General features: G+C 60.7%; 19 protein-coding genes. 5 read left to right on the top strand and 14 right to left on the bottom strand.

All coding sequences use genetic code 11. The annotated features are described in order from the left end of the window. Positions 1–20: 20 nt before the first annotated feature. The 14 genes from priA to C1725_RS10895 form a co-directional block, all read right to left on the bottom strand. Entirely contained in the window at positions 21–2,252 is a 2,232-nt protein-coding gene (priA, locus tag C1725_RS10830) for a replication restart helicase PriA (RefSeq protein WP_346026583.1), read from the bottom strand. Positions 2,253–2,402: 150 nt separating this feature from the next. Further along, positions 2,403–3,599 carry a bifunctional phosphopantothenoylcysteine decarboxylase/phosphopantothenate--cysteine ligase CoaBC gene (gene coaBC / locus C1725_RS10835; RefSeq protein ID WP_102411620.1) on the bottom strand — a complete coding sequence of 399 codons (1,197 nt, stop codon included), beginning with the start codon at positions 3,597–3,599 and terminating at the stop codon, positions 2,403–2,405. 6 nt (positions 3,600–3,605) lie between these two features. After that, positions 3,606–3,818 (bottom strand): DNA-directed RNA polymerase subunit omega, encoded by a 213-nt coding sequence (gene rpoZ, locus C1725_RS10840; protein WP_428829581.1) that lies wholly within the window; start codon positions 3,816–3,818, stop codon positions 3,606–3,608. A 21-nt stretch (positions 3,819–3,839) separates the two neighbouring features. After that, positions 3,840–4,457, bottom strand: a complete 618-nt coding sequence (gene gmk, locus C1725_RS10845; protein ID WP_102411621.1) for a guanylate kinase — start codon at positions 4,455–4,457, stop codon at positions 3,840–3,842. Then, on the bottom strand, positions 4,458–4,730 hold the full coding sequence (gene remA, locus C1725_RS10850; RefSeq protein ID WP_102411622.1) for an extracellular matrix/biofilm regulator RemA: 273 nt from the start codon (positions 4,728–4,730) through the stop codon (positions 4,458–4,460). A 16-nt stretch (positions 4,731–4,746) separates the two neighbouring features. Then, entirely contained in the window at positions 4,747–5,610 is an 864-nt protein-coding gene (locus C1725_RS10855; RefSeq protein WP_346026886.1) for a YicC/YloC family endoribonuclease, read from the bottom strand. An 85-nt stretch (positions 5,611–5,695) separates the two neighbouring features. After that, positions 5,696–6,682, bottom strand: a complete 987-nt coding sequence (locus tag C1725_RS10860) for an AIR synthase related protein (protein ID WP_102411624.1) — start codon at positions 6,680–6,682, stop codon at positions 5,696–5,698. A gap of 12 nt (positions 6,683–6,694) precedes the next feature. Next, positions 6,695–8,695 (bottom strand): NAD-dependent DNA ligase LigA, encoded by a 2,001-nt coding sequence (gene ligA / locus C1725_RS10865; protein WP_102411625.1) that lies wholly within the window; start codon positions 8,693–8,695, stop codon positions 6,695–6,697. A 2-nt stretch (positions 8,696–8,697) separates the two neighbouring features. Beyond that, positions 8,698–10,983, bottom strand: coding sequence for a DNA helicase PcrA (pcrA, locus tag C1725_RS10870; protein WP_102411626.1), 2,286 nt, complete (start codon positions 10,981–10,983; stop codon positions 8,698–8,700). A 2-nt stretch (positions 10,984–10,985) separates the two neighbouring features. Then, positions 10,986–11,279: a YerC/YecD family TrpR-related protein gene (locus C1725_RS10875; protein WP_428829582.1), complete on the bottom strand. Its 294-nt coding sequence runs from the start codon at positions 11,277–11,279 to the stop codon at positions 10,986–10,988. 191 nt (positions 11,280–11,470) lie between these two features. Continuing rightward, a complete protein-coding gene (locus C1725_RS10880) occupies positions 11,471–12,139 on the bottom strand; it encodes a single-stranded DNA-binding protein (RefSeq protein WP_102411628.1) in 669 nt (222 codons plus the stop codon). Between the two features lie 11 nt (positions 12,140–12,150). Next, positions 12,151–12,939 carry a polysaccharide deacetylase family protein gene (locus C1725_RS10885; protein WP_102411629.1) on the bottom strand — a complete coding sequence of 263 codons (789 nt, stop codon included), beginning with the start codon at positions 12,937–12,939 and terminating at the stop codon, positions 12,151–12,153. Between the two features lie 145 nt (positions 12,940–13,084). Continuing rightward, entirely contained in the window at positions 13,085–15,532 is a 2,448-nt protein-coding gene (locus C1725_RS10890) for a DNA topoisomerase (ATP-hydrolyzing) (protein ID WP_102411630.1), read from the bottom strand. A gap of 3 nt (positions 15,533–15,535) precedes the next feature. Further along, the gene (locus C1725_RS10895) at positions 15,536–17,500 is read right to left on the bottom strand and encodes a DNA gyrase subunit B (RefSeq protein WP_102411631.1); all 1,965 of its coding nucleotides are present in this window, start codon (positions 17,498–17,500) and stop codon (positions 15,536–15,538) included. Positions 17,501–17,688: 188 nt separating this feature from the next. On the opposite strand from C1725_RS10895, the gene C1725_RS10900 reads away from it, so the two are divergent. From C1725_RS10900 to plsY, 5 genes are all read left to right on the top strand, one after another. Then, on the top strand, positions 17,689–18,342 hold the full coding sequence (locus tag C1725_RS10900; protein ID WP_102411632.1) for a YphA family membrane protein: 654 nt from the start codon (positions 17,689–17,691) through the stop codon (positions 18,340–18,342). Then, the gene (spoIIP, locus tag C1725_RS10905) at positions 18,339–19,517 is read left to right on the top strand and encodes a stage II sporulation protein P (protein WP_102411633.1); all 1,179 of its coding nucleotides are present in this window, start codon (positions 18,339–18,341) and stop codon (positions 19,515–19,517) included. The genes C1725_RS10900 and spoIIP overlap by 4 nt, the downstream gene beginning before the upstream one ends. A gap of 141 nt (positions 19,518–19,658) precedes the next feature. Next, positions 19,659–20,966 (top strand): DUF512 domain-containing protein, encoded by a 1,308-nt coding sequence (locus C1725_RS10910; protein ID WP_102411634.1) that lies wholly within the window; start codon positions 19,659–19,661, stop codon positions 20,964–20,966. 2 nt (positions 20,967–20,968) lie between these two features. Continuing rightward, positions 20,969–22,300 (top strand): ribosome biogenesis GTPase Der, encoded by a 1,332-nt coding sequence (gene der, locus C1725_RS10915; protein ID WP_102411635.1) that lies wholly within the window; start codon positions 20,969–20,971, stop codon positions 22,298–22,300. A gap of 1 nt (position 22,301) precedes the next feature. After that, positions 22,302–22,919, top strand: coding sequence for a glycerol-3-phosphate 1-O-acyltransferase PlsY (plsY, locus tag C1725_RS10920; protein ID WP_346026584.1), 618 nt, complete (start codon positions 22,302–22,304; stop codon positions 22,917–22,919). Positions 22,920–22,952 lie beyond the last annotated feature (33 nt).

Below are 22,952 nucleotides of genomic sequence, written 5' to 3' on the forward strand. Positions count from 1 at the left end.
TTTCATTCATCTCCTCTTCATTAAACCATGCTGGATGGATTGATTTCCAGGAAAACCTGCGCGCCCGGCCATTCGACGCGCGAAAGCTCCGTCATCTTCTCGACGATGGGGTCGCTTGCGGGCACGTCGATCAGCTTGACGACGACCTGCCAGCGGTACTTTTTGCGGATCATGCGAACCGGAGGCTCCATGCTTCGCATCGAGATAAGCTGACGCGCAAGCCCCGTATGCCTTTGCATAAAGGCGTTCATCTGCTCTGAAAGCGCCTGCGCCGTACGGATCAGAGGCGGCTGCTCCGCAGCCTCGATGAGCAACCGGCAGATTTGTGTAAACGGTGGGAAAAGCTGCTGCCTGCGCCTTCGCATCTCCTGCTCATAAAAAGCCCGAAAGTCCTGCCTCGCCGCGGTCTGAATGCTGTAGTGATCCGGCGTGTAGGTCTGCACGAACACCTCGCCTGTACATTGCGCGCGCCCGGCGCGCCCAGCCACCTGCGTGATGAGCTGAAACGTTCGCTCGCTTGCCCGGTAATCCGGCAGTCCCAGCATCGCGTCCGCCGCGATGACGCCTACGAGCGTCACGTTCGGGAAATCCAGTCCCTTGGCAATCATCTGCGTGCCGATGAGCACGCGCGCCTCCTGCCGCCTGAAACGGCCGATGATTTCGTGGTGCGCGTCGCGGGTACGCGTGGTGTCGTTGTCCATGCGCAGCAGCGGCACGCCGGGGAAATACCGCTGCATTTCCTGCTCCACCTTCTGCGTGCCCGTACCGAAGTAACGGATGTAATGGCTTTGGCAGGAAGGGCAGACCGTCGGGGGCTTTTCCTGATGCCCGCAATAATGGCACTGCATCATCTCGCCGTCCTGATGATAGGTCATGCTTACGTCGCAATTGGGGCACTTGACGATGTAGCCGCAGCTGCGGCAGGAGACAAATGTCGAATAGCCGCGCCGGTTGACGAAAAGAATCGCCTGATGCCCGCCTTCCAGGCAGCGCTTCATTCCTTCCATCAGCGCGCCGCTGAAAATGGTATGGTTCCCCATCTCCAGCTCCTCCCGCATGTCCACGAGGTGCACCTCGGGCATCGGGCGATTGTTCACGCGCGCAGGCAATTCCAACAGCGTCAAATCGCCCCGTTGTGCGAGCGCAAAGGAACGCATGCTCGGCGTCGCGCTCGCGAGCAGCAGCGTCCCCCCTTCGTTTTCGCAGCGCATGCGTGCAACCTCTCGCGCGTCGTAACGCGGCGAATTGTCGGCGATGTAGCTTTGTTCATGCTCCTCGTCCACGATCACGACGCCCAGGTTTTCAAGCGGCGCGAAGATCGCGGAGCGGGCGCCGATGACGACGCGCGCGTCGCCCTTACGAATGCGCCGCCACTCGTCGAACCGCTGCCCCGCCGATAGACGGGAATGGAGAACCGCCGCTCCCTGCCCAAAGCGCGCCTTAAACCAATCGACCATCTGCGGCGTCAGGGCGATTTCCGGCACGAGGACGATAGCCGTCTTCCCACGCGCTAGGACGTCCTTCACCGCGCGGATGTAAACCTCTGTCTTGCCGCTTCCCGTCACGCCGTAGAGCAAAAAGCGCCCCGTCCCGGCGCACAGCGCCGGCAGCAGTTCCCCCAGCACAGCGGACTGAGAAGGGGTCAGTTCGGGCTCCTCGCCGCAGACGTCGGGCTTCGAATAAACGGGAGCTCGCAAAACCTCCTGGCGCTTCAAGGTGATCATTTGCTTTTTTACGAGCGCATTTACCGCAGCCCTGCAATCCGGAATCTGGGCGCGAAGAGCCTCCATCGTCATCGCACGCCCCTTCGCCTCTGCGAGCGCGGCGAGCACCTGCGCCTGCCTGGGCGCCCGATTCAGGGATGCGATGACCTGCGCAAGCACCCCCGCATCCACGGAAAGCGAAACCATTTCTTCTTCCTTGGGCTTAACGCGCTCTCCGCGCATCTGGGCGGGAATCATCAGGCGAATCGTCTCCGCCAGCGGGCAATGCGCTTCATGCGAAAGCTCTACCGCCAGGCACATCATGTGCGGCAGAAGGGCCGGATAATCCTCAAGCGGCCGAATGACGCACTTGCACGGGATATCGGAACGCTCCGTCAGGCGAACGACATACCCTTCTATCTTTCGCGGGCCGAAGGGAATCTGCACGCGCATCCCCGCTTCAAGCCGCATGCCCTCCGGCACGCGGTACGTGAACACCTTGTCGACGTTCTCATGCACGATATCGACAATCACCTCGCAGAATGCCATTTTGCTTCCCTCCTTTCTTGCCCATCGTCGGTATTCACGAGACAGCACATAACTGCATCGTATCATTATAGCGTTTCCCGCGCAAAATCTCAAGTATTGCCGGATAATGGACAGAAAACAAGCGGCTCTTTGCAAAGCCGCTTTACTTGCTCAGAAAAGTTCCAGCACGCGATCCAGTATGCGGTCCGCCACCTCACGCTTGGAAAGCAATGGGAGCGGGCGCACGTCATCCGGCGTGATGAGCGTCACGATGTTCGTGTCCACGTCAAAGCCCGCGCCGGGCTTCGTCACGTCGTTCGCGACGATCAAATCAAGGTGCTTTTTCTCCAGCTTTTTCTGCGCGTTTTCTTCGACGTCGTTCGTCTCAGCCGCAAAACCGACGAAGCATTGGCCAGGGCGCTTCGCCTCTCCGAGCGCCTTCGCGACGTCAGGATTTTCTGCGAGACGAAGCGTCAGCGCCCCGCCGTCCGCTTTCTTGATCTTCTGCGGCGCGATTTCTGCCGCGCGGTAATCCGCGGGCGCCGCGGACTGGATGACGACATCCTGAGCGGGGGCGTGTATCTTCGCGAGCGAGAGCAATTCCTCCGTCGTCTCAAAGTGCAAGACGTTTACCCCTGCGGGCGGCGTCAAGTGCACCGGCCCTGTCAGCAGCGTCACCCGCGCGCCGCGCAAAGCGGCGGCCTCCGCGATGGCATAGCCCATCTTGCCGGAAGACCGGTTCGTCAGGTAGCGCACGGGATCGAGCGGTTCGCGGGTCGGCCCCGCTGTCACCAGCACGCGCCTGCCCTCAAAATCCCGACGCGGGCAGAGCAACTCGCATGCCGTCTCGACGATCGAATCGACGGAGGCGATATGGCCCTTGCCCATAGCGCCGCAGGCCAGACGCCCTTCATCCGGCCCTACGAAATGCGCGCCGCGCCTTTCAAGCGTCCTGCGGTTCTCCTGCGTCACAGCGTTTTCCCACATGGCCGTATTCATCGCAGGCGCAAGCAGTACGGGCGCGCGCGTAGCGAGCACGGTGGTGGAAAGCATGTCGTCCGCAAGGCCTGCCGCCATCTTCGCCATGATGTTCGCGGTCGCCGGGGCGATCAGAAAGAGGTCCGCGCGCTGCGCCAAGGCAATGTGCTCCACTTCCCAGGTTCTGGCGCGCTCAAACGTGTCGCAGACCACAGGGTTCGCGCTCAGCGTCTCCAAGGTGAGCGGCGTGATGAATTCACACGCGTGCTTCGTCATGATGATGCGCACGTCCGTCCCCAGCTTTTTGAGGCGGCTCGTGATTTCAGCGGCCTTGTACGCTGCGATGCCGCCCGTCACACCCAGAACGACACAGCGCTTTTCAAGCGTCATAGCGCATCATTCTCCCAGTTCGGTCGGGCGCTCATAGCCGATCAGCCCGCGGTTGACCTCGTCGATCGAGATGGAAACGGCCTTCGTCTCCTTGGTGTCGATCAACGGCTGCGCGCCGCCGACGAGCTGTCGGGCACGCTTGGAAACCTCGACCACCAGCGTATAGCGGCAATCCACCTTGTCGAGCAGCTGCAAAATCGTGGGATTGGTCATGGCCATAGATATTACCTCCAAATCGCTTTAAGCTTCGTTCTTTTCGGGGATGACGGGGAAAAAGCGCGTCGTGCGCTGCTTTTCGGCCGCGACGACGGCCTTCAACTCCACGATCGCTTTCTCCACGGTCGTGTTGATGATGGCGTACTGGTAGCGGGAAAGCTGATCGATCTCACCCTTTGCATTGCCGAGGCGGCGGTTGATCTCGTTTTCATTCTCCGTGTTGCGCGTGTGCAGGCGAATGCGCAGTTCTTCATAGCTGGGCGGCAGGATAAAAACCGTCACACAGTCCGGCATGGCCGCCGCAACGCTGCGCGCGCCCTGCGGGTCGATGTCCAGCAGGATATTTTCCCCGCGTTCCAGGCATTCGCGCACATATGCGCGCGGCGTGCCGTAGCGGTGCCCGTGCACGACGGCGCATTCCAGAAAGTCGCCCGCGTCCACGCGCTCCTGAAATTCGTCCTCCGTCAGGAAGTGATAGTGCACGCCGTCCACCTCGTCATAGCGCGGGCCGCGCGTGGTAGCGGAAACGGAAAACTTAAAGGTCGGGTCGTCCGCGAGCAGGCGCTTGGCGAGCGTCCCCTTGCCCGCGCCGGACGGACCGGATATGACGAGCAGCATACCCTTGCGTATCGGTTGTTCCATTTATGAATCTTCCTCCTCCTCGGTGCTGTCCTCTTTTGCGTTCAGGCGATGCGCGACCGTCTCCGGCTGCACCGCGGAAAGCACCACATGGCCGCTGTCCGTAATGATGACGGCGCGCGTACGCCGCCCATACGTCGCGTCGATCAGCCTGCGCTCCTCCCGCGCCTCCTGTATGATCCGCTTGACGGGCGCGGATTCCGGGCCGATGATGGCGACGATGCGGTTTGCGGACACGATGTTGCCGAAACCGATGTTAATCAGCTTTATTGCCATGTCCGCTCCTCCTGCGTTATTCGATGTTCTGAACCTGCTCGCGCAGTTTTTCAATCTCGCTTTTCGCCTCGACGACGAGCCCCGCGATCGTGAGATCGGATGCTTTGGAACCGATGGTATTGACCTCGCGGTTGAGCTCCTGCACGAGAAAATCCAGCTTACGGCCCACAGGTTCCACGCTCTCAAGCAGAGACAGCAACTGCGAAATGTGGCTGCTCAGCCGCACCAGCTCCTCGTCGATTGCCGCGCGGTCCGCGAAAAGGGCGACCTCTTGAATGAGGCGCTGCTCGTCCATCGGCCCTTCAGTCAACTGCTCGATACGCGCCTTTAGCCGGTCGCGGTAGTCTCCAGTGACGAGCGGAGCGCGCTGCGCGATCAGCCCCTGCAGCTCGGACAGGCGGTCGAGCTTTCTGCGCATGTCGTCCCGAAGGCTCGCGCCCTCGCGCTCGCGCATGGCGATGAGGCCGCCAAGCGCTTCGCCGAGCGCCGCCTTAAGCAGCGCTGTCACCGCATCCTGGTCTTCCTCCTGTTCGCTTACCGTCAGCACGTCCGGCAGGCGCGAATACGCGGAGAGCTTCATGTCGTCCACGAGGCTTCCCGCTTCCCGCATCTGCGCAAGCGCCCTTTGATAGGCCTGCATCAGCGCGACGTCCACGCTTACCACGCGCGCGTCGGCGCGGGCGTTGCGGTAAGTCAAGAATACGTCCACGTGCCCGCGGCTCATGTGCGCGGACAGTTCCCTGCGAATGGGTTCTTCTAAAAAGGAGAGGCTCCTCGGCATGCGAAACGAAATGTCGAGAAAACGGTGGTTGACACTTTTGACCTCCACCGTCATTTCCCGTCCATCTATTTCCATGCGGCTGCGGCCGTAGCCGGTCATGCTTCGCACGGGCATCCATCCTTCTTTATTTCATGATGAACTAGTATAGCACAAACGCACCCAAAAGGAAACCCGGCGTCTGCCGTCACTTTTTCGCGATTACGCGGTAAATCTCGTCGCTCTGAGGCGGGGCGAGGGGGGCCGTCACGCCGCTGTGCACCTGCTCCATCCCTTCTTTTTGCAGCACGCCGATTCTCGTCGCCTCGATGCCGTGCGCGCGCAGCGCAGCGCACAGCGCCTCGCCGTCTGGGTGCGTCATCAGCATGACGCCGCTGGAGATCAGGCGCAGCGGATCAATGCCAAAATGGTCGCAGATTTTCCGCGTCACGCTGCGGACGGGGATGGCGTCCGCGTCGACGCGAACGCCCAGATTGGAGGCGGATGCGATTTCCCAGCACGCGCCCAGAATGCCGCCCTCCGTCGCGTCGTGCATAGCGGTCACGCCCATGGAGGCGCCGATGCGGCCCTCGGGCAGCACGCTTACGCGCTGCGAAAACGCGCGCGCATCGCAAAGCTCCTGCTCCGACAAAACGGCGCGAAGCTCCATCTCGTAATCTCTCGCGAGGATCGACGTGCCCTCCGGCGCGGCAAACTTGCTCATCACCAGCGCGTCGCCGCACTGGGCGCCGCGCGTCTTCACCATGTTTTCAAGCTTTGTGCGGCCGATCACGGTGGTGGAGACGACGATGCGCGTCACCGCATCCGTGACCTCCGTGTGCCCGCCGACGATGTCCAAACCGTGCGCGCGCGCCTCCTCCGATGCTTCGCGGATGACCTGCTCGATCTGCTCGATCCGCGCCTGCGGGGGCGCGAGCAGCGTCATGAGCACGCCCACGGGTTCCGCGCCCGCGCTGGCCACGTCGTTGAGCGATACCTGCACGGCCAACTGGCCCATACGGCTTTCGGCTGCAGTGATCGGATCGGTCGAGAGCACGCACGCCTCATCCCCAAAGCGAATGGCCGCGCAGTCCTCCCCGACCCCCGCGCCGAGCAGCACGTCCGGATGCATAGGGCGAATGTTGGCCAGGATGACCTTCTCGAGTTCTTCGTTTGTCAGCTTGCCTTGACGCATAACACGTTCCTCTCACGCATCCTCGTCGCTACCGGATGCCATCTTCAAAAATGTGTCCTCGTCGATGACGGGAATGCCGAGCTTTTGTGCCTTTTCCAGCTTGCTGCCGGCATTTTCGCCTGCGAGCACATAGCTGGTCTTCTTGGAGACGGAGGACGTGGCGCTGCCGCCGTTCCGTGTGATGATTTCCTCCGCCTGCGCGCGCGTCAGCGTCGGCAGCGTGCCCGTGAGCACGAACGTCTTTTGCGCAAAGACGTCTGATTCCGTCTGCGTCTCCATCTCGCGCGGAGTTACGCCCGCCTCCAGCAGGCGGTTCACCAGCGCGTTGTTTTCATCAAAGGCAAAGTACTCCAAGACGCTGCTCGCGACGATGTCCCCGATGTCGTCGATTGCGACGAGCTGCTCCGCCGTCGCCCCGCGCAGTGCGTCCAGCGAGCCGAAGACGCGGGCGAGATCCCTCGCGGTCTTACGACCGATGTTTGGAATGCCCATCGCATAGATAAACGCGTCTAGCGGGCAGTCCTTGCTCTTTTCGAGCTCCGAAAGCAGCTTTTCGGCTTTCTTGGGGCCAAAGCCTTTGAGCGGAATCATCTGCTCCGCCGTCAGCGCGTACAGGTCCGCCGGATCGCGCAGACCAAGCTCGTCATAGAAGAGCTCCGCCGTCTTCTCGCTGAACGCCTCGATGTCCATGGCGTCGCGGGAAGCGAAATGTGCTAACCGGGCGACCGCCTGCGGCCTGCAGGATGTGCGATTGAGGCAGAAGATGTGCGCGCCTCGCTGGGTCAGCGGCGCCCCGCACGCGGGACAGACCGACGGCGCCACGATCTCCTCCTGATGCGCATCCCCGCCGCCTTGGACGCATCCCATGATCTCCGGGATTACGTCGTTGGAACGGCGGATCCACACGTCTGAACCGATGCGCACGTGCTTTTTCTGGATGTCCCCGACGTTGTTCAGCGTCGCGCGCTTGACGGTAACGCCGCCGATGTCCACCGGCCTGAGATGGGCCAGCGGCGTAAGCTTTCCGGTCCTCCCCAGCTCCCACGTGACGTCCTCCAGCCGAGTTACCATTTCCTGTGCCGGGAACTTATAGGCCAACGCCCAGCGGGGGAACTTGTCGGTGTAGCCCATCGCCTCGCGCAGCGCGAAGGAGGTAATTTTGATCACCGCGCCGTCGATCAGAAAGTCCAGCGATTCGCGCTGCGACTCCACCTCGCGTACGGCCTCCATCGCCTCCTCGATGGTCGAGGCGGTCTTCAAATACGGCGTCACCTGAAAGTGGTTTTCACGAAGAAAATCGATCATCTCGCGATGATCGGCAAATGAGCGCCCTTCGATGTATCCGATCTGGTAAAAAAACGCGTCCAGCTTGCGGGCGGCCGTCACCTGCGGGTCTAGGTTACGCAACGCGCCTGCGGCCGCGTTGCGTGCGTTCTTCAGCGGCTCCGTCGCCGACTTATTGTACGCCTCCAGCGCGGACAGGCGCATGATACCCTCGCCCTGCACCTCCATTCGCCCGGTAAAAGGGATGCGCGCGGGGATCGTGCGGATGGTGCGCGCCTGTTCCAGGATTTCCTCGCCTACCTCGCCATTGCCGCGCGTCGCCGCGCCGACCAGAAGCCCGCCCTCATAAGTCAGGTTGATGGTCAGCCCGTCCAGTTTATACTCCACGGCAAAGGCGAGCGGCGGAACGTCCGCCGCTTCCATCGCTTCGCGCAGGCGCTCGCACCGCGCGCACCAGTCGTAAACCTCGCCTTCGGACTGCGCCTTGCCCAGGCTCCAAAGTCTGCCCAGGTGCCGGTGCGGCGCGAACGCCGCGATGGGCTGACCGCCCACGCGGCGCGTCGGGGAATCCGGCAGTCTGACGCCCGTCTTCTCTTCCAGAGCCAAAAGCTCGTCGTACATCGCATCCCACTGCGCGTCGGAAATCACGGGGTTGTCGAGCACATAATACGCGTGCGCCGTCTCGTTCAGCCTGTCGACGAGCGATTGCATGTGCTGCACTTCGTCCATGTTCAGCCTCCTACCTTGATGATCGGCGCAATGGACAGCGCGAACTCCTTTACGCCGTAAGCGGCAAATTCGATGGAGATGCGCGCGTCGTTTCCGCTGCCGGTCACCTTGACGACGTCGCCTTCGCCGAACTTCTTGTGAAGCACGCGGTCGCCGGGTTTGAATACAGCGGGCTTGACGTAAGCCTGCGCCTGAGAGGATACCGTAGCAAATCCCTTCTGTACGCCGGGAATGTTGAGCGAACCTGAGCGTCCGCCCGCAAAGTCCTTGACCGGCTGACGGCCGACGTGCAGCACCGGGCGCTCGCGCGTGGACGAGGATTGCTGCTGCCGCTCATCGTGCGCGCGGAAGGCACTCTGCACCGCCTGTCGCGCTTCCATGCCGCCGTCGATCAGACGAGAGGGAATCTCATCCAGAAATTGTGAAGGCCGGTTGTGTTGCATCAGGTTGAACAGCATGCGCTGCGTGGCATAGGAAAGAAAGAGTCGATCCTGCGCGCGGGTGATGCCCACGTAGCAAAGCCTGCGCTCCTCCTCCATGCGCTCCTCGTCGTTCATCGAGCGAAGGGATGGGAAGATGCCGTCTTCCATGCCGATCAAAAAGACGTTCTTGAATTCCAAGCCCTTGGCGCTGTGAAGCGTCATGAGCGTCACCGCCTGCGCGTCGTCCGTCATCGAGTCCAGGTCGGTCACGAGCGCGACGTTTTCGAGGAAATCCTCCAGCGTCGGCGCTTCCGCCTTCTCCGCGAACTCCTGCACCGCGCCGATGAACTCCTGGATGTTCTCTACGCGCGTTCTGGCCTCGTCGGAATCCTCCTTCGTATACTGCGCGAGCAGGCCCGTCTCGTCGATCAGCCTTTGCACGAATTCCGAAAGCGGCATCGTCTCGCGCTCGATGGTGAGCCGGGTCATCAGCTGGGCGAATTCCCCGACGCACTTTCGCGCGCGGGAAGCCAGCGTCTGCGGCGGCTCCAGCATCGCCGTGAAGAGCGAATAATCCTGCTCCGCCGCGCTGCGCACGAGCTCCGCGATGGTCGCGTCGCCGATGGAGCGCTTGGGCTGGTTGATGATGCGCCGCAGCGACACGTCGTCCGCCGGGTTTACGATGACGCGCAGATAGGCCACGATGTCGCGCACTTCCTTGCGGTCGTAAAAACGCATGCCTCCGTAAATCCTGTAGGGAATGCCCGCGCGCACCAGCATTTCTTCCAGCACGCGGGACTGCGCGTTCATGCGGTACAGCACGGCCATCGCGTTGTAGGATACGTCCGTCTGGTGCATCTGCTGCATCCGGTCGCAGACCCAGGCGGCTTCCTCCCGCTCATCTCCTGCATGGAACAAGCAGATCTTTTCGCCTTCGTCCTTCTCCGTCCACAGCGCCTTTTCCTTGCGGCCGGCGTTGTGCGCGATGACGTTGTTCGCCGCGTCCAGAATGTTGGCGGAAGAGCGGTAGTTCTGCTCGAGTTTAATGACCTTGCAGTCCTTAAAGTCCTTTTCAAAGTCCAGGATATTGCGTACGTCCGCGCCGCGCCAGCCGTAGATGGACTGGTCGTCGTCACCCACCACGCACAGGTTCCGGTATTCGCCCGCCAGCAGCTTTACGAGCATATACTGCGCATAGTTGGTATCCTGGTATTCGTCCACGTGAATGTAATGGAACCGGCGCTGATAGCTTTCCAGAACCGGCGGGTGCTGGCTGAACAGCTCTAGCGTCTTCACCAGCAGGTCGTCAAAGTCCAGCGCGTTGGCGGCCTTGAGCCGCTCCTCGTAGGCCGTGTAAAGGTCCATGATCATCTGCATGCGATAATCCCGGCTAGAGGCGTGGAACCACTCCTGCGGGTTTTGCAGCTTGTTCTTCGCGTCGGAAATCTTGCTCTTGACCTCGCGCGCGGGCAGGAACTTTTCATCGACGTTCTGTTTTTTGAGCAGCTCCTTGATGACGGTCATCTGATCGTCGTCGTCGTAGATCGTAAAAGAGCGCGTGTAACCCAGCTTTTCGATGTCACGGCGGAGAATCTTCGCGCAGCTTGCGTGAAAGGTAGAAACCCATACTTCGTCCGCCTGCTCGCCCGCAAGCTTTAAAAGGCGTTCGCGCATCTCTCGCGCCGCTTTGTTGGTAAACGTGATCGCCAGAATCTGCCAGGCGGGCACGCCCTTATCCAGGAGGTTGGCGATGCGGTATGTAAGCGCGCGCGTCTTTCCGGAGCCCGCGCCCGCCAGCACGAGCAGCGGCCCCTCCAGCGTTTCGGCGGCAAGACGTTGTTCGCGATTCAATGCAGTTAAATCCATGATTACTCCTTCTCCATCCGGTCAAGCACCGTATTGTAGCCGTCCGCCCCGTAGGTCAGGCAGCGATTGACGCGGCTGATGGTCGCCGTGCTGGCGCCCGTCCGTTCAGCGATGTCGTGATAGGTGATGCGCTCCCTGAGCAGGCGCGCCACCTCGATTCGCTGCGCGAGCGCCTGTACCTCATGTATCGTGCACAGGTCGTCAAAAAGGCGATAGCACTCCTCGTCGGTCTGAAGGGAAAGGATCGCCTTTACCAACAGGTCGGTTTGGGCGTTTTTAATTTTTGATTCAAACACCTTGCGGACCCTCCATGCGCTTCGTTCGTTCATTTACAAAAGGGCATACGCCCTTACTATAATTCATTATACCATAAATCTGCCCGTAAAAAAAGGATACAATTCACCGTGTTAAAGCCGGAAAGAATCTTTTTCGGAAGAAAAAAATGAATCCAAATAAAAAAGATGCCCGCATCGGCGGGCAAAGGCGCTCAGGCATGCTCCGAGATTGCTTTTTCGTTTTCGAGCGGCATCGCCGGGTGCAGTGCCTCTTCGGAAACGACCTCCAGATGGCCGACCGAAACCTCGTAGGCCGTCTTTTCCACCACGCTGCCGTCCGGCATCTGCTTTTGATAGCTGCGGCTTTGCAGCCGTCCGCTCAGGTGGATGTGGTCGCCCACCTTGAGCCTGGAGGCAAAACGCGCGCTGCGTCCCCAGGTGATGCAGGGAATGTAATCGCTCTTGCCGTACGCGCGGTTCACGGCCAGCATGAGATCCGCGATTTCGCGTCCGAACGGCGTCGTGCGGTAGGCAGGCATCTTGCACAGCGTCCCCGTCAGGTGCACCTGATTGGGGTTTTCCTTTTCATCCACCGGCAGGATCTTCTGCGCGAAAGCCGTGATGAGCAGCCGCCCTGCGCCGTCGATGATCTTGTTGTAGGAGCGCACCTGCCCCTCCAGCGACAGCGTCGTGCCCGATGCGAGCTCCCCCTCCTCGAGCAGCCGCTCCGAGATCGTGACGGGCAGAAGATCCTGCGTGCCCGACAGTCTCGGCACGCCGAGCGTCAAATAGTAGAACTTTTCGCCGAACGCTTCGTGACCGACCTGCGGCGTGTCGACGATCTGGCCGGTCAGGCGCAGTGTATTGACCATGTTCTCCATCGTATCACCCCTTATGGTTTCGGTTGCGGCGCAGCGGTCTGCAGGTGCTGCGTTCCCTGATGATCGATCCACGTCTCCCCCTTCAGCAGCAGTTCGGAGACGGGGATGATCTTGTAACCAGCCTCTGTATACGTCTTGAGGATGGTGGGAAGCGCCTCCACGATGTATTTGGAGTCGTTATGAAACAGCACGATGTCACCCGGATGGATGCTTTTTGTACATTGCTTGATCATATCGTCTACGCCGCGGTTCTTCCAGTCCAGCGAGTCGACGTTCCATTGCACGCATTCATAGCCTTCATCGCGGCTGACGCGAACAACGGCGTCGTTGTATTCGCCATAGGGCGGGCGAAAGAGCGTTGTGGGTTTTCCGGTAATGTGCTCGACCAGATCGCTTGCTTTCTTCAGTTCTTCCTTGATCTGCGCCTCAGACAACTTAGACATATGCGGATGCGTCGCGCTGTGGTTCCCAACTTCGTGCCCGCGGAGCACGATTTCCTGCACGAGCTCCGGGTACTTTTCAGACCAGAAGCCCACCAGGAAAAATGTCGTGCGCACGTCGTATTCGTCCAGGATGTCCAGTATCTTTTCAGTCTGCGCGCTGCCCCAGGCAGCATCGAAGCTGATGGAAAGCACCTTTTCCTCCGTATCGACGTTGTAAACCGGTAATTCCCGCTTTGCCGCCGCCGTCGTGACATCTCCCGATATCGTCATGCCTGCATAAACGACAGACAGTACGGCCAGGCATGCGACCAATGCAATGCGCTGCAAGCTCCCGGGGTGAATCTTCTTATCCGCCATGTGCATCGCCTCCGTTTTTACTCTGCCCATCTGTATGAAAGACGGGCCTTTGTTAGAACGAAAGAATGCCTGCCGGATCGCCCCTTTGCTGCAACCCACTGCTATTATATGACGCTTCAAAGCGGAAAATGTGTGCTTTTTATTCTTAGATTTTTGCGCTCACTTCCGTCACGACGTCGTCCATCAGCGCCATGACGTAGGGCCTTCCCTTCGAGGCGCGCGGCTCGATCATGACGGCGTCGGTGTTCATCGTGGACTGCATGCCGCCCTGCTGCCACACGGTAAAGTCAAAGGGCTCCCGCACGTACAGCGCGCCCGCGACGCGCGTTCCGTTTGAGCTGTTCTTGTTGAACGTGAAAGCCCGCAGCCCCTTGCCGTTTCTGTTCTGGATGTCGAAATCGACGATCAGCACGCGCTTGGCGTAGCCCCGGTCGCTGAACAGCACGGCCTCTCCCTCCGGATAGACCGGTGAAGAAAAGACGACCGCATCGCCGAGTTCGAGCGCCATTGCCTTGACACCCGCCGTCGTACGCCCGGTGACCGGCACGCTTTGCAGCGCAAACTGTATGGACATGGCGTTTCTTGAAAGGAGCAGCATGTTCGGCTCGTCCGACAGCACGTGAACGGCCTGCAATTTGTCGCCGCCCTTGAGGTTGATGGCTGCGAATTTCGCCTTGCGCACGCCGTACTCGGCGGCTGCGGTGCGCTTAATCATCCCCTGACAGGTGACGAACAGCAGGTCTTCCGTCCTTTCCAGGCTGCCGTTTTGAATCGCCAGCACCCGAACGACCTGTTCGCCGTCCTCCAGACCCATGAGCAGCCCGCCCAGCGTCAGCCCGCGATCCTTTGCGCGCACGATTTCGGGCACGGCCGTTGTGCTGACAGGGTAGCAGTTGCCCGCGTCTGTAAAGAAGTACAGGGAGTAGTCGGTTTGAATCCGTATGAGACAGCGCGGCAGCTCCTCCGGCGTCTTGAACTCCGCCTTTTCAAATGCCTTGGGCGCTATGCGGCGCGCCTGTCCGCCGCGCGTCAGCAGAAAGACCGTGTCTTCCGGCTCCGGCTGCTCCTCCGGCACCGTCATAGCTTGGGTGTCGTCGTCCACGATCTGCGTCCGTCTCTCGTCTCCGAAGCGCTCCCTGATCTCGAGCATCTCCTTTTTGATGACGCCTAGGAGCTTTTTGTCGCTCTTCAGGATTCCTTCAAGCTTGTCGATCAGGCGCAAAACCTCGTCGTATTCCTTGCGCAACGTCAGGATTTCCAGGCCCGTAAGCCGCTGCAGGCGCAGATCCAGTATCGCCTGTGCCTGTACGTCCGTCAGGGCAAAGCGGGCCATCAGCCCCTCTTTTGCTTCCTTCGCGTTTTTGCTCCCGCGAATGAGCGCGATGACCTCGTCGAGGTTGTCCACCGCGATCATCAGGCCCTGCAGGATGTGCTCGCGCGCCTTCGCCTGCGAAAGCTCGTAGCGCGTGCGGCGCGTGACGACGCTCTTCTGGTGTTCAACGTAATAATGTATGATTTCCTTGAGGCCCATCTGCTTGGGTTTCCCGTTCGCGATGGCGACCATGTTCACGCCAAATGTCACTTGAAGGTCCGAGTACTTGTAGAGCACCGCGAGCACCTTTTGCGGGTCCACGTCGCGCTTGAGCTCGATGACGGCGCGAAGGCCCGTGCGGTCGGACTCGTCCCGAATGTCGTGAATGCCGCCGAGTTGGGCCTTGCGCTCTTCGCTGAGCCGCAGGATTTTTTCGAGCATCGCTGCCTTCGGCACCTGATAGGGCACCTCGGTGATTACGATCAGCTTGCGGCCGGATGGGCCGTCCTCGACGTGCACGCGCGCCCGCACCGTGAGCTTAGCGCGCCCGCATTCATAGGCGCGCCTGATCTCCGGCGTGCGCAGCAAAAAACCGCCTGTCGGAAAGTCCGGCGCGGGGATGTACTTCATCAGTCCGTCCACCGTGATGTCCGGGTCTTCCATCTGCGCCACCACCGCGTCGATAGCCTCGCGCAAATTGTGGGGCGGGATGTTTGTCGCAAGGCCCACGGCGATGCCCGACGCGCCGTTGACCAGCAGGTTCGGATAACGCGCGGGCAGCATGTCCGGCTCTTTGAGCGTGTCGTCGAAGTTGAAACTGAAGGAAACGGTGTCCTTGTCGATGTCCCGCAGCATTTCAAGCGCCAGCGGCGCCATGCGCGCCTCGGTATAGCGCATGGCGGCGGCGCTGTCGCCGTCTATGGAGCCGAAGTTGCCGTGGCCGTCCACCAGCAGACCGCGCAGACTGTACGGCTGGGCCATGCGAACCATCGCGTCGTACACGGACGTATCGCCGTGCGGGTGATATTTACCCAGGCAGTCGCCGACGATGCGCGCACACTTGCGGTGTGGTTTGTCCGGCGTCATGCCCAGCTCGTTCATGGTAAAGAGGATGCGCCGCTGCACGGGCTTGAGCCCGTCCTCTACGCGCGGCAGCGCGCGCTCCAGAATGACGTGTTCTGCGTAAGGGATCATCGACTGGTGCATGACCTCTTCCATCGGGGCCTGCACGATGCTCTGGGCGATCGGCTTTGGCGTCATGTCGTCCTTCTTTCGGCCCATTTCTTACGCCCTCCCCTCGTGCTCCAGGAATGTATCCACCTTGTTGAAGTTCGCGTTGGCGCTGATGTAGTCTCGCCGGGGCTCTACCTTGTCGCCCATCAGGATGGTAACCATGCGTTCCGCCTCAGCGGCGTCTTCGATGGTCACCTGCATGAGCTTGCGGTTCTCCGGGTTCATCGTCGTATCCCACAGCTGCTCCGGGTCCATCTCGCCCAGGCCCTTGTAGCGCTGGATCGTATAGCCTCTGCCGCCGCTCTTCGTGAGCCGGCGCAGCTCCTTGTCGTCGTAGGCGTACTGGATGTCCTTGCCGCGCTGCACGCGGTAAAGCGGCGGCATGCCGATGTACACGTGGCCTTCCGTGACGAGTTCGCGCATGTACCGGTAAAAGAACGTCAGTAGGATGGCACGGATGTGCGCGCCGTCCTGATCTGCGTCGGAAAGGATGATCACCTTGTGGTATTTGAGCGGCGCGAGGGTGAAATCCTCGTCGATGCCCGTGCCTAACGCGGTGATGATGGAGCGGAACTCGTCGTTCGCGAGCACCTGATCGATGCGCTTCTTTTCCGCGTTGAGCGGCTTGCCGCGAAGCGGCAAAATCGCCTGAAAACGCCGGTCGCGTCCCTGCTTGGCGGAACCGCCGGCAGAATCACCTTCGACGATGAACAGCTCGTTTTCCTCGGGCTTTCTGCCCGTGCAGCTGGACAGTTTGCCGACCAGCGGGGCCGCGTCGAGCTGGTTTTTCGCGCGCGCCACCTCGCGGGCCTTGCGCGATGCCTCGCGTACCTTGGCCGCACGGATGGCTTTTTCGACGATCCGCTGCGCAAGGTCCTGATTCTTTAGATCCTCCAGAAATGCCGTCAGCTTTTCGCTCACCAGCGCTTCGACCGCCGGGCGCACCTCCGTATTGCCCAAACGGCCCTTTGTCTGCCCCTCGAACTGCGGATTGCGCACCGAACAGGAGAGCACCACCGTGAGCCCCTCGCGGAAGTCCTCACCCGCCAGGTTGTTGTCTTTTTCCCTGAGCGCGCCGATCTTGCGGGCAAAATCGTTAAAGGCCTTCGTGTAAGCGGCCTTGAACCCGATTTCGTGCGTTCCGCCCTCCGCTGTGGGGATGTTGTTGACGTAGGAAAAGACGTTGTCCGTGTAGCTGTCGCTGTATTGAAAAGCGATGCGGGTGATGACGTCGTCCTTCATACCCTCAAAAAAGACGACCTGCTCGAAAAGCGGGGTCTTGTCCCGGTTCAGGAACTGCACATAATCGACGAGCCCGCCGTCAAACTGGAAGACGTGCTCGCGCTCTTCCGGTTCCTTGACGCGCTCGTCCGTATAGACGATGCGAAGCCCTTTGTTGAGGTACGCCAGCTCGCGCAGGCGGCGGCGGACGGTGTCGCCGTTGAAGACCGTCTCCTCAAAGATCGAATCGTCCGGCATGAACGTCACCCGCGTGCCCTTTTTGCGCGTATTCCCGATCTTTTCGAGCGGCCCCACGGCGCGTCCGGCCGTGACCTTTCCCTCCTTCGGGTCGTATTCGCTCCTGAACTGCATGCGGTAGTGCGTCCAGTTGATGTAGACGTCCACCGTCATCCACTTTGAAAGCGCGTTCACGACCGAAGCGCCTACCCCGTGCAGGCCGCCGGAATACCCGTAGTTCTCGTGGTCGAACTTGCCGCCCGCGTGCAGCTTGGTGTAAACGACCTCGACGCCCGTAATGCCCAGCTGCGGATGCATATCCACCGGAACGCCGCGCCCGTTGTCCTCCACGCTGACGCTACCGTCCTTGTGCAGCTCGACCTTGACCTCGCTTGCAAAGCCGTTGGACGCCTCGTCGATCGCATTGTCTACGATCTCCCATACCAGATGATGAAGACCTCTTTGACCCGTTGATCCGATGTACATGCCGGGGCGCATGCGCACCGCGTCCAGGCCCTCCAACACTTTCAGCACGCCGGCGTTATACTGCTTTGCCATTGACCATCCTCCTGATTCATCCCAAGCAACCAATTTTGCTAAATATTAATTCTATCATAATTCCGCTTTTTTCGCAATCCCGTCCATCTACTACGCTGATCTTTTGAAATCGTCCACGTAAAAAGGATAATCTCCCTTCCTTTCCCGCATAATACGTCCGTCAATAAATCCCGAAACGAGGTGCAGTCATGTCTATTGGGATGGTACTCCTCACCGTTTTGGCGCTGCTCATCCTGTTCGGCGTCGGCCAGCGCGTGCTGGACCGCATGTATCTGACGGACCGCCAAGCGCTGCTCATGGTCGCGGCCATCTTTGTCGGAGGCTGGCTTCCTGACCTGCAATTCGGCCGCGTGACGCTCAACATCGGCGGCGCGCTGATCCCGTTGGGAATCTGTATTTATCTGCTCGTGCGCGCCGGAACGAATAAGGAGCGCATCCGCGCCCTCGTCGCCGCCGTCCTGACGGGCGCGGCCGTCTACCTGCTGGGACGGATCATGCCGGCCGACCCGATTCAGACCTACATCGACCCCAACTACGTCTACGGGCTGGCGGCAGGCGTCGTCGCCTATCTGCTCGGCCGTTCGCGCAGGGCGGCCTTCTTCGCGGGCGTCGTCGGCGTGCTGCTGGCGGATATCGCCGTCGGTGCGGTCAACTGGGCGAACGGCATCGACCAGACGCTGCACCTGGGCAGCGCGGGCGCGCTCGACGCCGTGGTCATTTCCGGGCTGCTCGCCGTCCTGCTGGCGGAGTTCGTCGGAGAAGCGCTGGAACGGCTCACGAGCGGCGCGGCGAAGGAGCCGATGGAGGATGGCGCAATCGCCACAGGGAGGCGGAAAAAATGAAAAAGTACCTTGCAATGCTCGCTTCCGTCTGCCTGCTGCTGATGCCGCTGACGACGCGGGCAAGCGTCGGCGACACCGCGGACGAATGCTACACGGTCTTCACGGAATCCGGCGATCAGCTCTTTCAAATCGCGGGAACGGTGAACGCCGACGACGAGTACATCAGCGCGGACAACAAGCTCTATCGGATCAAATCCGCGGATGAGGGGCAGAAGACAGCCGTGGCCCTTCTCGCCGGCGACGAGGAAATGCCGGACGTCTCGTGGCTTGACGCACAGGAAGCCGTCTCCGTCTATGCGCAGGAACAGCAGAAGCTCATCGCGATGTACGTGACCCATAGTGACGAGTCGTACATCCCCACGGACGGCACGGAGAGCAAGGAGACGCGCGGCGGCATTTACGACGTGGCCGAGGAGCTCAAGGCGGCGCTTGAAAAGCGCGGCATCACGGTCGCGCTCGATACCTCCACGCACCTGCCGCATGACGGCGGCGCGTACCGCCGCTCGCGCCAGACGGCCACGCGTCTGGCCGAAAAAGGGCCGGACGCCCTCATCGACATTCACCGTGACGGCATCCCGGCGCCTGAGGAGTACACGCACACGGTGAAGGGGGAAAACGTATCCAAGGTACGCCTGTTGGTAGGCAAGGCGAACCAGAACAGCGACGCGAACCGGGCGTTCGCCAAACAGATCAAGGCTGTGGCCGACAAGATGTACCCCGGTCTCATCAAGGACATCTTCATCGGCAAGGGCAACTATAACCAGGAGATCATGCCCCACGCCATCCTGCTGGAGTTCGGCACGCACACCATCTCCAAGGAGCGCGCCATCGCCTCCGCGGATTTGATGGCGAACGTCCTGTCCAAGACGCTGTACGGCGAGGTCAGCGGCAGCACCTCCGGCAGCGCGGGAAATACCCCGCAGAAGAGCGCTTCCTCCGGCGGTACGCAGTCGGGCGCGTCCGGCGGCAGCGGCGCGGATGCCGCCCAGTCCGACGCGGGCTCCGGCAGCGGTATCGTATGGATGCTGGTCATCGCGGGCGTCGCCGTGCTGGTCTTTGCCTTTCTCGCCACAGGCAGCGGCAAAGGCATGGGCGAAAAGCTCAGGAGGAACACGAGTGAAATCACGGGCGGATTGTTCGGCAAGCGGCCTGACAAGGACAACCCGCCGAAGTGACGGGCAACCGGGACTGTAAGCGCTGCTTACAGCCCCTTTTTTGCCTGCGATTTTGCCGAAGGCTTGACTTTGATTCCCAAATACCCGATAATATGTTGGGTTTACATCGCAATCTACGCTGAACCGAGGAGGCTGTCCGATTTGCCGCAACGCATTGTCGATGTCGCGCCGCATTCCATTTCTGCGCGCCACGGCGTCAAAAAGGGCGATACGCTCATCTCCATCAACAGAACGCCGGTGCTGGATCAGGTCGACTACCAATACCTGACGGCCCGAAAGCACCTGACGCTGCTCCTGTCCCGCGAGGACGGAACGGAGTATTCGTTTTCGATCGACAAGAGCGATGCGGACACATTGGGCCTGACGCTGGAATCGACGCTGATGACGTACCCCAAGACCTGTGCGAACCACTGCATGTTCTGCTTTATCGAGCAGATGCCCCCGGGCATGCGCCCCTCTCTTTACGTGCGCGATGACGATTGGCGCCTTTCCCTGATCGCGGGCAATTTCGTCACGCTGACCAACCTGCCGCCCGCCGAAATGCAGCGCATTATCGACCGCAAGGCCAGCCCCATCTATATTTCCGTCCACACGACTGATCCGGAGCTGCGAAAGCGCATGCTTCACCACAATCAGGCGGGCCGCATCATGGAACATCTGCGTCGCTTTGCGGACGCGGGTATCCACTTTCACTGTCAGATCGTCCTGTGTCCCGGAATCAACGACGGCGGCGCCCTGGAGCGAACGCTTGCGGATCTGACGGGCCTTTGCCCGGCTGCGCTGACGGCCGCGCTCGTACCGGTCGGCCTCACGAAGTATCGCGAAGCGCTCTACCCGCTTCGCCCGTACACGAAGGAAGAAGCCAAAGCCGTCGTCTCAACAGCGCACCGCTGGCAGGAACGGATGCTGCGCGCGCATGGAACGCGCTTCGTCTTTCCCTCGGACGAATTCTATCAAATCGCTGAGGAACCCATTCCGCCCTGCGAAGCCTATGAGGACTTTCCGCAAATCGAAAACGGCGTCGGGCTTCTGCGGCAGTTTGCGGATGAGTTTGAGACCGCCCTGCGTCTTGACCCCGACGACACGGGTGCAAGGCCGCGCCGTGTCGTGATGGCGACCGGCACTTCTGTCGCGCCTTTTATGCACAGCCTCATCGCCTCGTACCCAATTCCGGGCGTGGAGGTGACGGTGCAGCCCGTACTCAATCGTTTTTTTGGGGAAACGGTCACCGTTTCCGGCCTTCTGACCGGTCAGGACCTCGCGGCACAGCTCGCGGGCGTCGAGGCCGACGAAATCTTCATTACACAATCTATGCTGCGCGCGGGCGAAAACGTCTTTCTGGACGACATGACGCTCGAGCAGGTTGAACAGGCGCTTCGCATACCGATTCGCCCGGTGCCCAACGACGGCGCCGAGCTGCTCTATGCGCTGCGTGGTTTGGAGGGATAATCATGGCAAAACCCCTGGTCGCCGTCGTGGGACGCCCCAACGTCGGTAAATCGACATTTTTTAACCGCATCGCCGGAAGGCGCATTTCCATCGTTGAAGATACGCCCGGCGTTACGCGCGATCGCATCTATGCGGACGTGGAATGGCTGACCCATAAGTTTACGTTGATCGATACCGGCGGCATCGACCCGCGCACGGACGACGTGCTGCTTTCCCAGATGCGCGAACAGGCGGAAATCGCCATGGAAACCTGCGACGTCATCCTCTTTTTTGTCGACGGGCGAACCGGCATGACCGCGGACGACATGGACGTGGCCAACATGCTGCGGCGCACCAAGAAACCGGTGCTGCTCGTGGTCAACAAGATGGACACGCCCGACATGAGCGACAATATCTACGACTTTTATACGCTCGGCATCGGCGAGCCCATCGCGATCTCCTCCGCAAACATGCTGGGTCTGGGCGATCTGCTCGACGAGATCGTAAAGCTGCTGCCCCAAGGCAGCACGCAGCAGGAAGATGAGGAGGAGCATGTCATCCAAGTGGCTATCGTAGGCCGCCCCAACGTCGGCAAGTCCTCGCTCACCAACCGCCTGCTCGGCCAGAACCGCACGATGGTATCCGATATTCCCGGCACCACGCGCGACGCGATTGACACCGAATTTAGCCAGGACGGCATACGATATAACATCATCGATACCGCCGGCATACGTCGTAAGCGCACCATCGAGGACGAATCCATCGAGCGTTACAGCATCGTGCGCTCGCTGACCGCCGTCCGGCGCTGCGACGTGGCTGTCATCGTCGTCGACGCAAACGACGGTGTCACCGAGCAGGACACCAAGATCGCCGGCTACGTCCACGACGAGGGCAAGGCGGCTATCGTGGTCGTCAACAAGTGGGATGCCGTCGAAAAGGACACCAAGACGTTGGAGAACTACAAAAAGCAGGTGCTGGACGACCTCAAATTCATGACCTATGCCCCGGTGCTCTTTATCTCCGCGCTCAGCGGCCAGCGCGTTTCCAAGGTGCTGGAGTCAGTCCGGGCGGTCTACGAGCAGGCCAGCAAGCGCATTACCACGGGTGTGCTCAACGACGTGCTCGCGGACGCTACCACCGCGCTCCAGCCGCCCGCGAGCGGCGGGCGGAGGCTCAAGATCTACTACGCGACGCAGCAGGGCACCTGCCCGCCCACCTTCGTGCTGTTCATCAACGACGAAACGTTGATGCATTTCGCGTATGAGCGATACCTGGAGAATCAGTTCCGCAAGGCGTTCGGATTTGAGGGCACGCCGGTTCGTTTCATCTTACGGCAGAAGCAAAAGGAGAATTGATATGCTAAAGCTATTGCTGGTTCTCGTCGTCGGTTATCTGCTTGGCAATTTTTCAACCGGCGTGGTGCTCTCCCGCTGCGCGAAGGGCATGGACATCCGGGATTACGGCAGCAAGAGCGCCGGTTCCACCAACATGCTCCGCGTCCTCGGACGCTCCAGCGCGGCGCTGACGCTCATCGGCGACATGCTCAAGGGCATCATCGCCGCCCTGATCGGCGGATGGCTGCTCGGCGGCAAGTTCGGCGCGCTGCTCGGCGGCATCGCGGCAATCGTGGGCCACGACTTCCCCGCGCTGCTGCACTTTAAGGGCGGAAAGGGCATCGCTACCTCCTTTGGCCTGCTCCTCTACCTCTATCCCATTCAGTCGCTGATCGTGCTGGCGTTCTTCATCCTCATCGTGGCGCTGACCCATTACGTATCCGTCGGCTCCATCGCGAGCGCCTGCCTTTATCCTTTCATCATCACCGCGACCACGCCCTTTGATCTGCGCGTCACGCTCTGCCTCGTCGTCATCTGCGTGCTGGCCGTCTTCTGCCACAGGGCGAACATCCAGCGGCTGCTGGCAGGCAAGGAAAACAAGCTCGACTTTTCGACCCTGAAGGGAAAAAAACAGAAATGAACCCCTCGTTCAAGCCATAAAAAAGAGAAGGAC

The organism is Beduinella massiliensis, from assembly GCF_900199405.1.
GTDB lineage: Bacteria > Bacillota > Clostridia > Christensenellales > Aristaeellaceae > Beduinella > Beduinella massiliensis.

Coding starts and splice junctions, on each gene's coding strand:
- priA (WP_346026583.1), bottom strand. CDS start 2,252: ATGGCATTCTGCGAGGTGATTGTCGATATCGTGCATGAGAACGTCGAC.
- coaBC (WP_102411620.1), bottom strand. CDS start 3,599: ATGACGCTTGAAAAGCGCTGTGTCGTTCTGGGTGTGACGGGCGGCATC.
- rpoZ (WP_428829581.1), bottom strand. CDS start 3,818: ATGGCCATGACCAATCCCACGATTTTGCAGCTGCTCGACAAGGTGGAT.
- gmk (WP_102411621.1), bottom strand. CDS start 4,457: ATGGAACAACCGATACGCAAGGGTATGCTGCTCGTCATATCCGGTCCG.
- remA (WP_102411622.1), bottom strand. CDS start 4,730: ATGGCAATAAAGCTGATTAACATCGGTTTCGGCAACATCGTGTCCGCA.
- C1725_RS10855 (WP_346026886.1), bottom strand. CDS start 5,610: ATGACCGGCTACGGCCGCAGCCGCATGGAAATAGATGGACGGGAAATG.
- C1725_RS10860 (WP_102411624.1), bottom strand. CDS start 6,682: ATGCGTCAAGGCAAGCTGACAAACGAAGAACTCGAGAAGGTCATCCTG.
- ligA (WP_102411625.1), bottom strand. CDS start 8,695: ATGGACGAAGTGCAGCACATGCAATCGCTCGTCGACAGGCTGAACGAG.
- pcrA (WP_102411626.1), bottom strand. CDS start 10,983: ATGGATTTAACTGCATTGAATCGCGAACAACGTCTTGCCGCCGAAACG.
- C1725_RS10880 (WP_102411628.1), bottom strand. CDS start 12,139: ATGGAGAACATGGTCAATACACTGCGCCTGACCGGCCAGATCGTCGAC.
- C1725_RS10885 (WP_102411629.1), bottom strand. CDS start 12,939: ATGGCGGATAAGAAGATTCACCCCGGGAGCTTGCAGCGCATTGCATTG.
- C1725_RS10890 (WP_102411630.1), bottom strand. CDS start 15,532: ATGGGCCGAAAGAAGGACGACATGACGCCAAAGCCGATCGCCCAGAGC.
- C1725_RS10895 (WP_102411631.1), bottom strand. CDS start 17,500: ATGGCAAAGCAGTATAACGCCGGCGTGCTGAAAGTGTTGGAGGGCCTG.
- C1725_RS10900 (WP_102411632.1), top strand. CDS start 17,689: ATGTCTATTGGGATGGTACTCCTCACCGTTTTGGCGCTGCTCATCCTG.
- spoIIP (WP_102411633.1), top strand. CDS start 18,339: ATGAAAAAGTACCTTGCAATGCTCGCTTCCGTCTGCCTGCTGCTGATG.
- der (WP_102411635.1), top strand. CDS start 20,969: ATGGCAAAACCCCTGGTCGCCGTCGTGGGACGCCCCAACGTCGGTAAA.
- plsY (WP_346026584.1), top strand. CDS start 22,302: ATGCTAAAGCTATTGCTGGTTCTCGTCGTCGGTTATCTGCTTGGCAAT.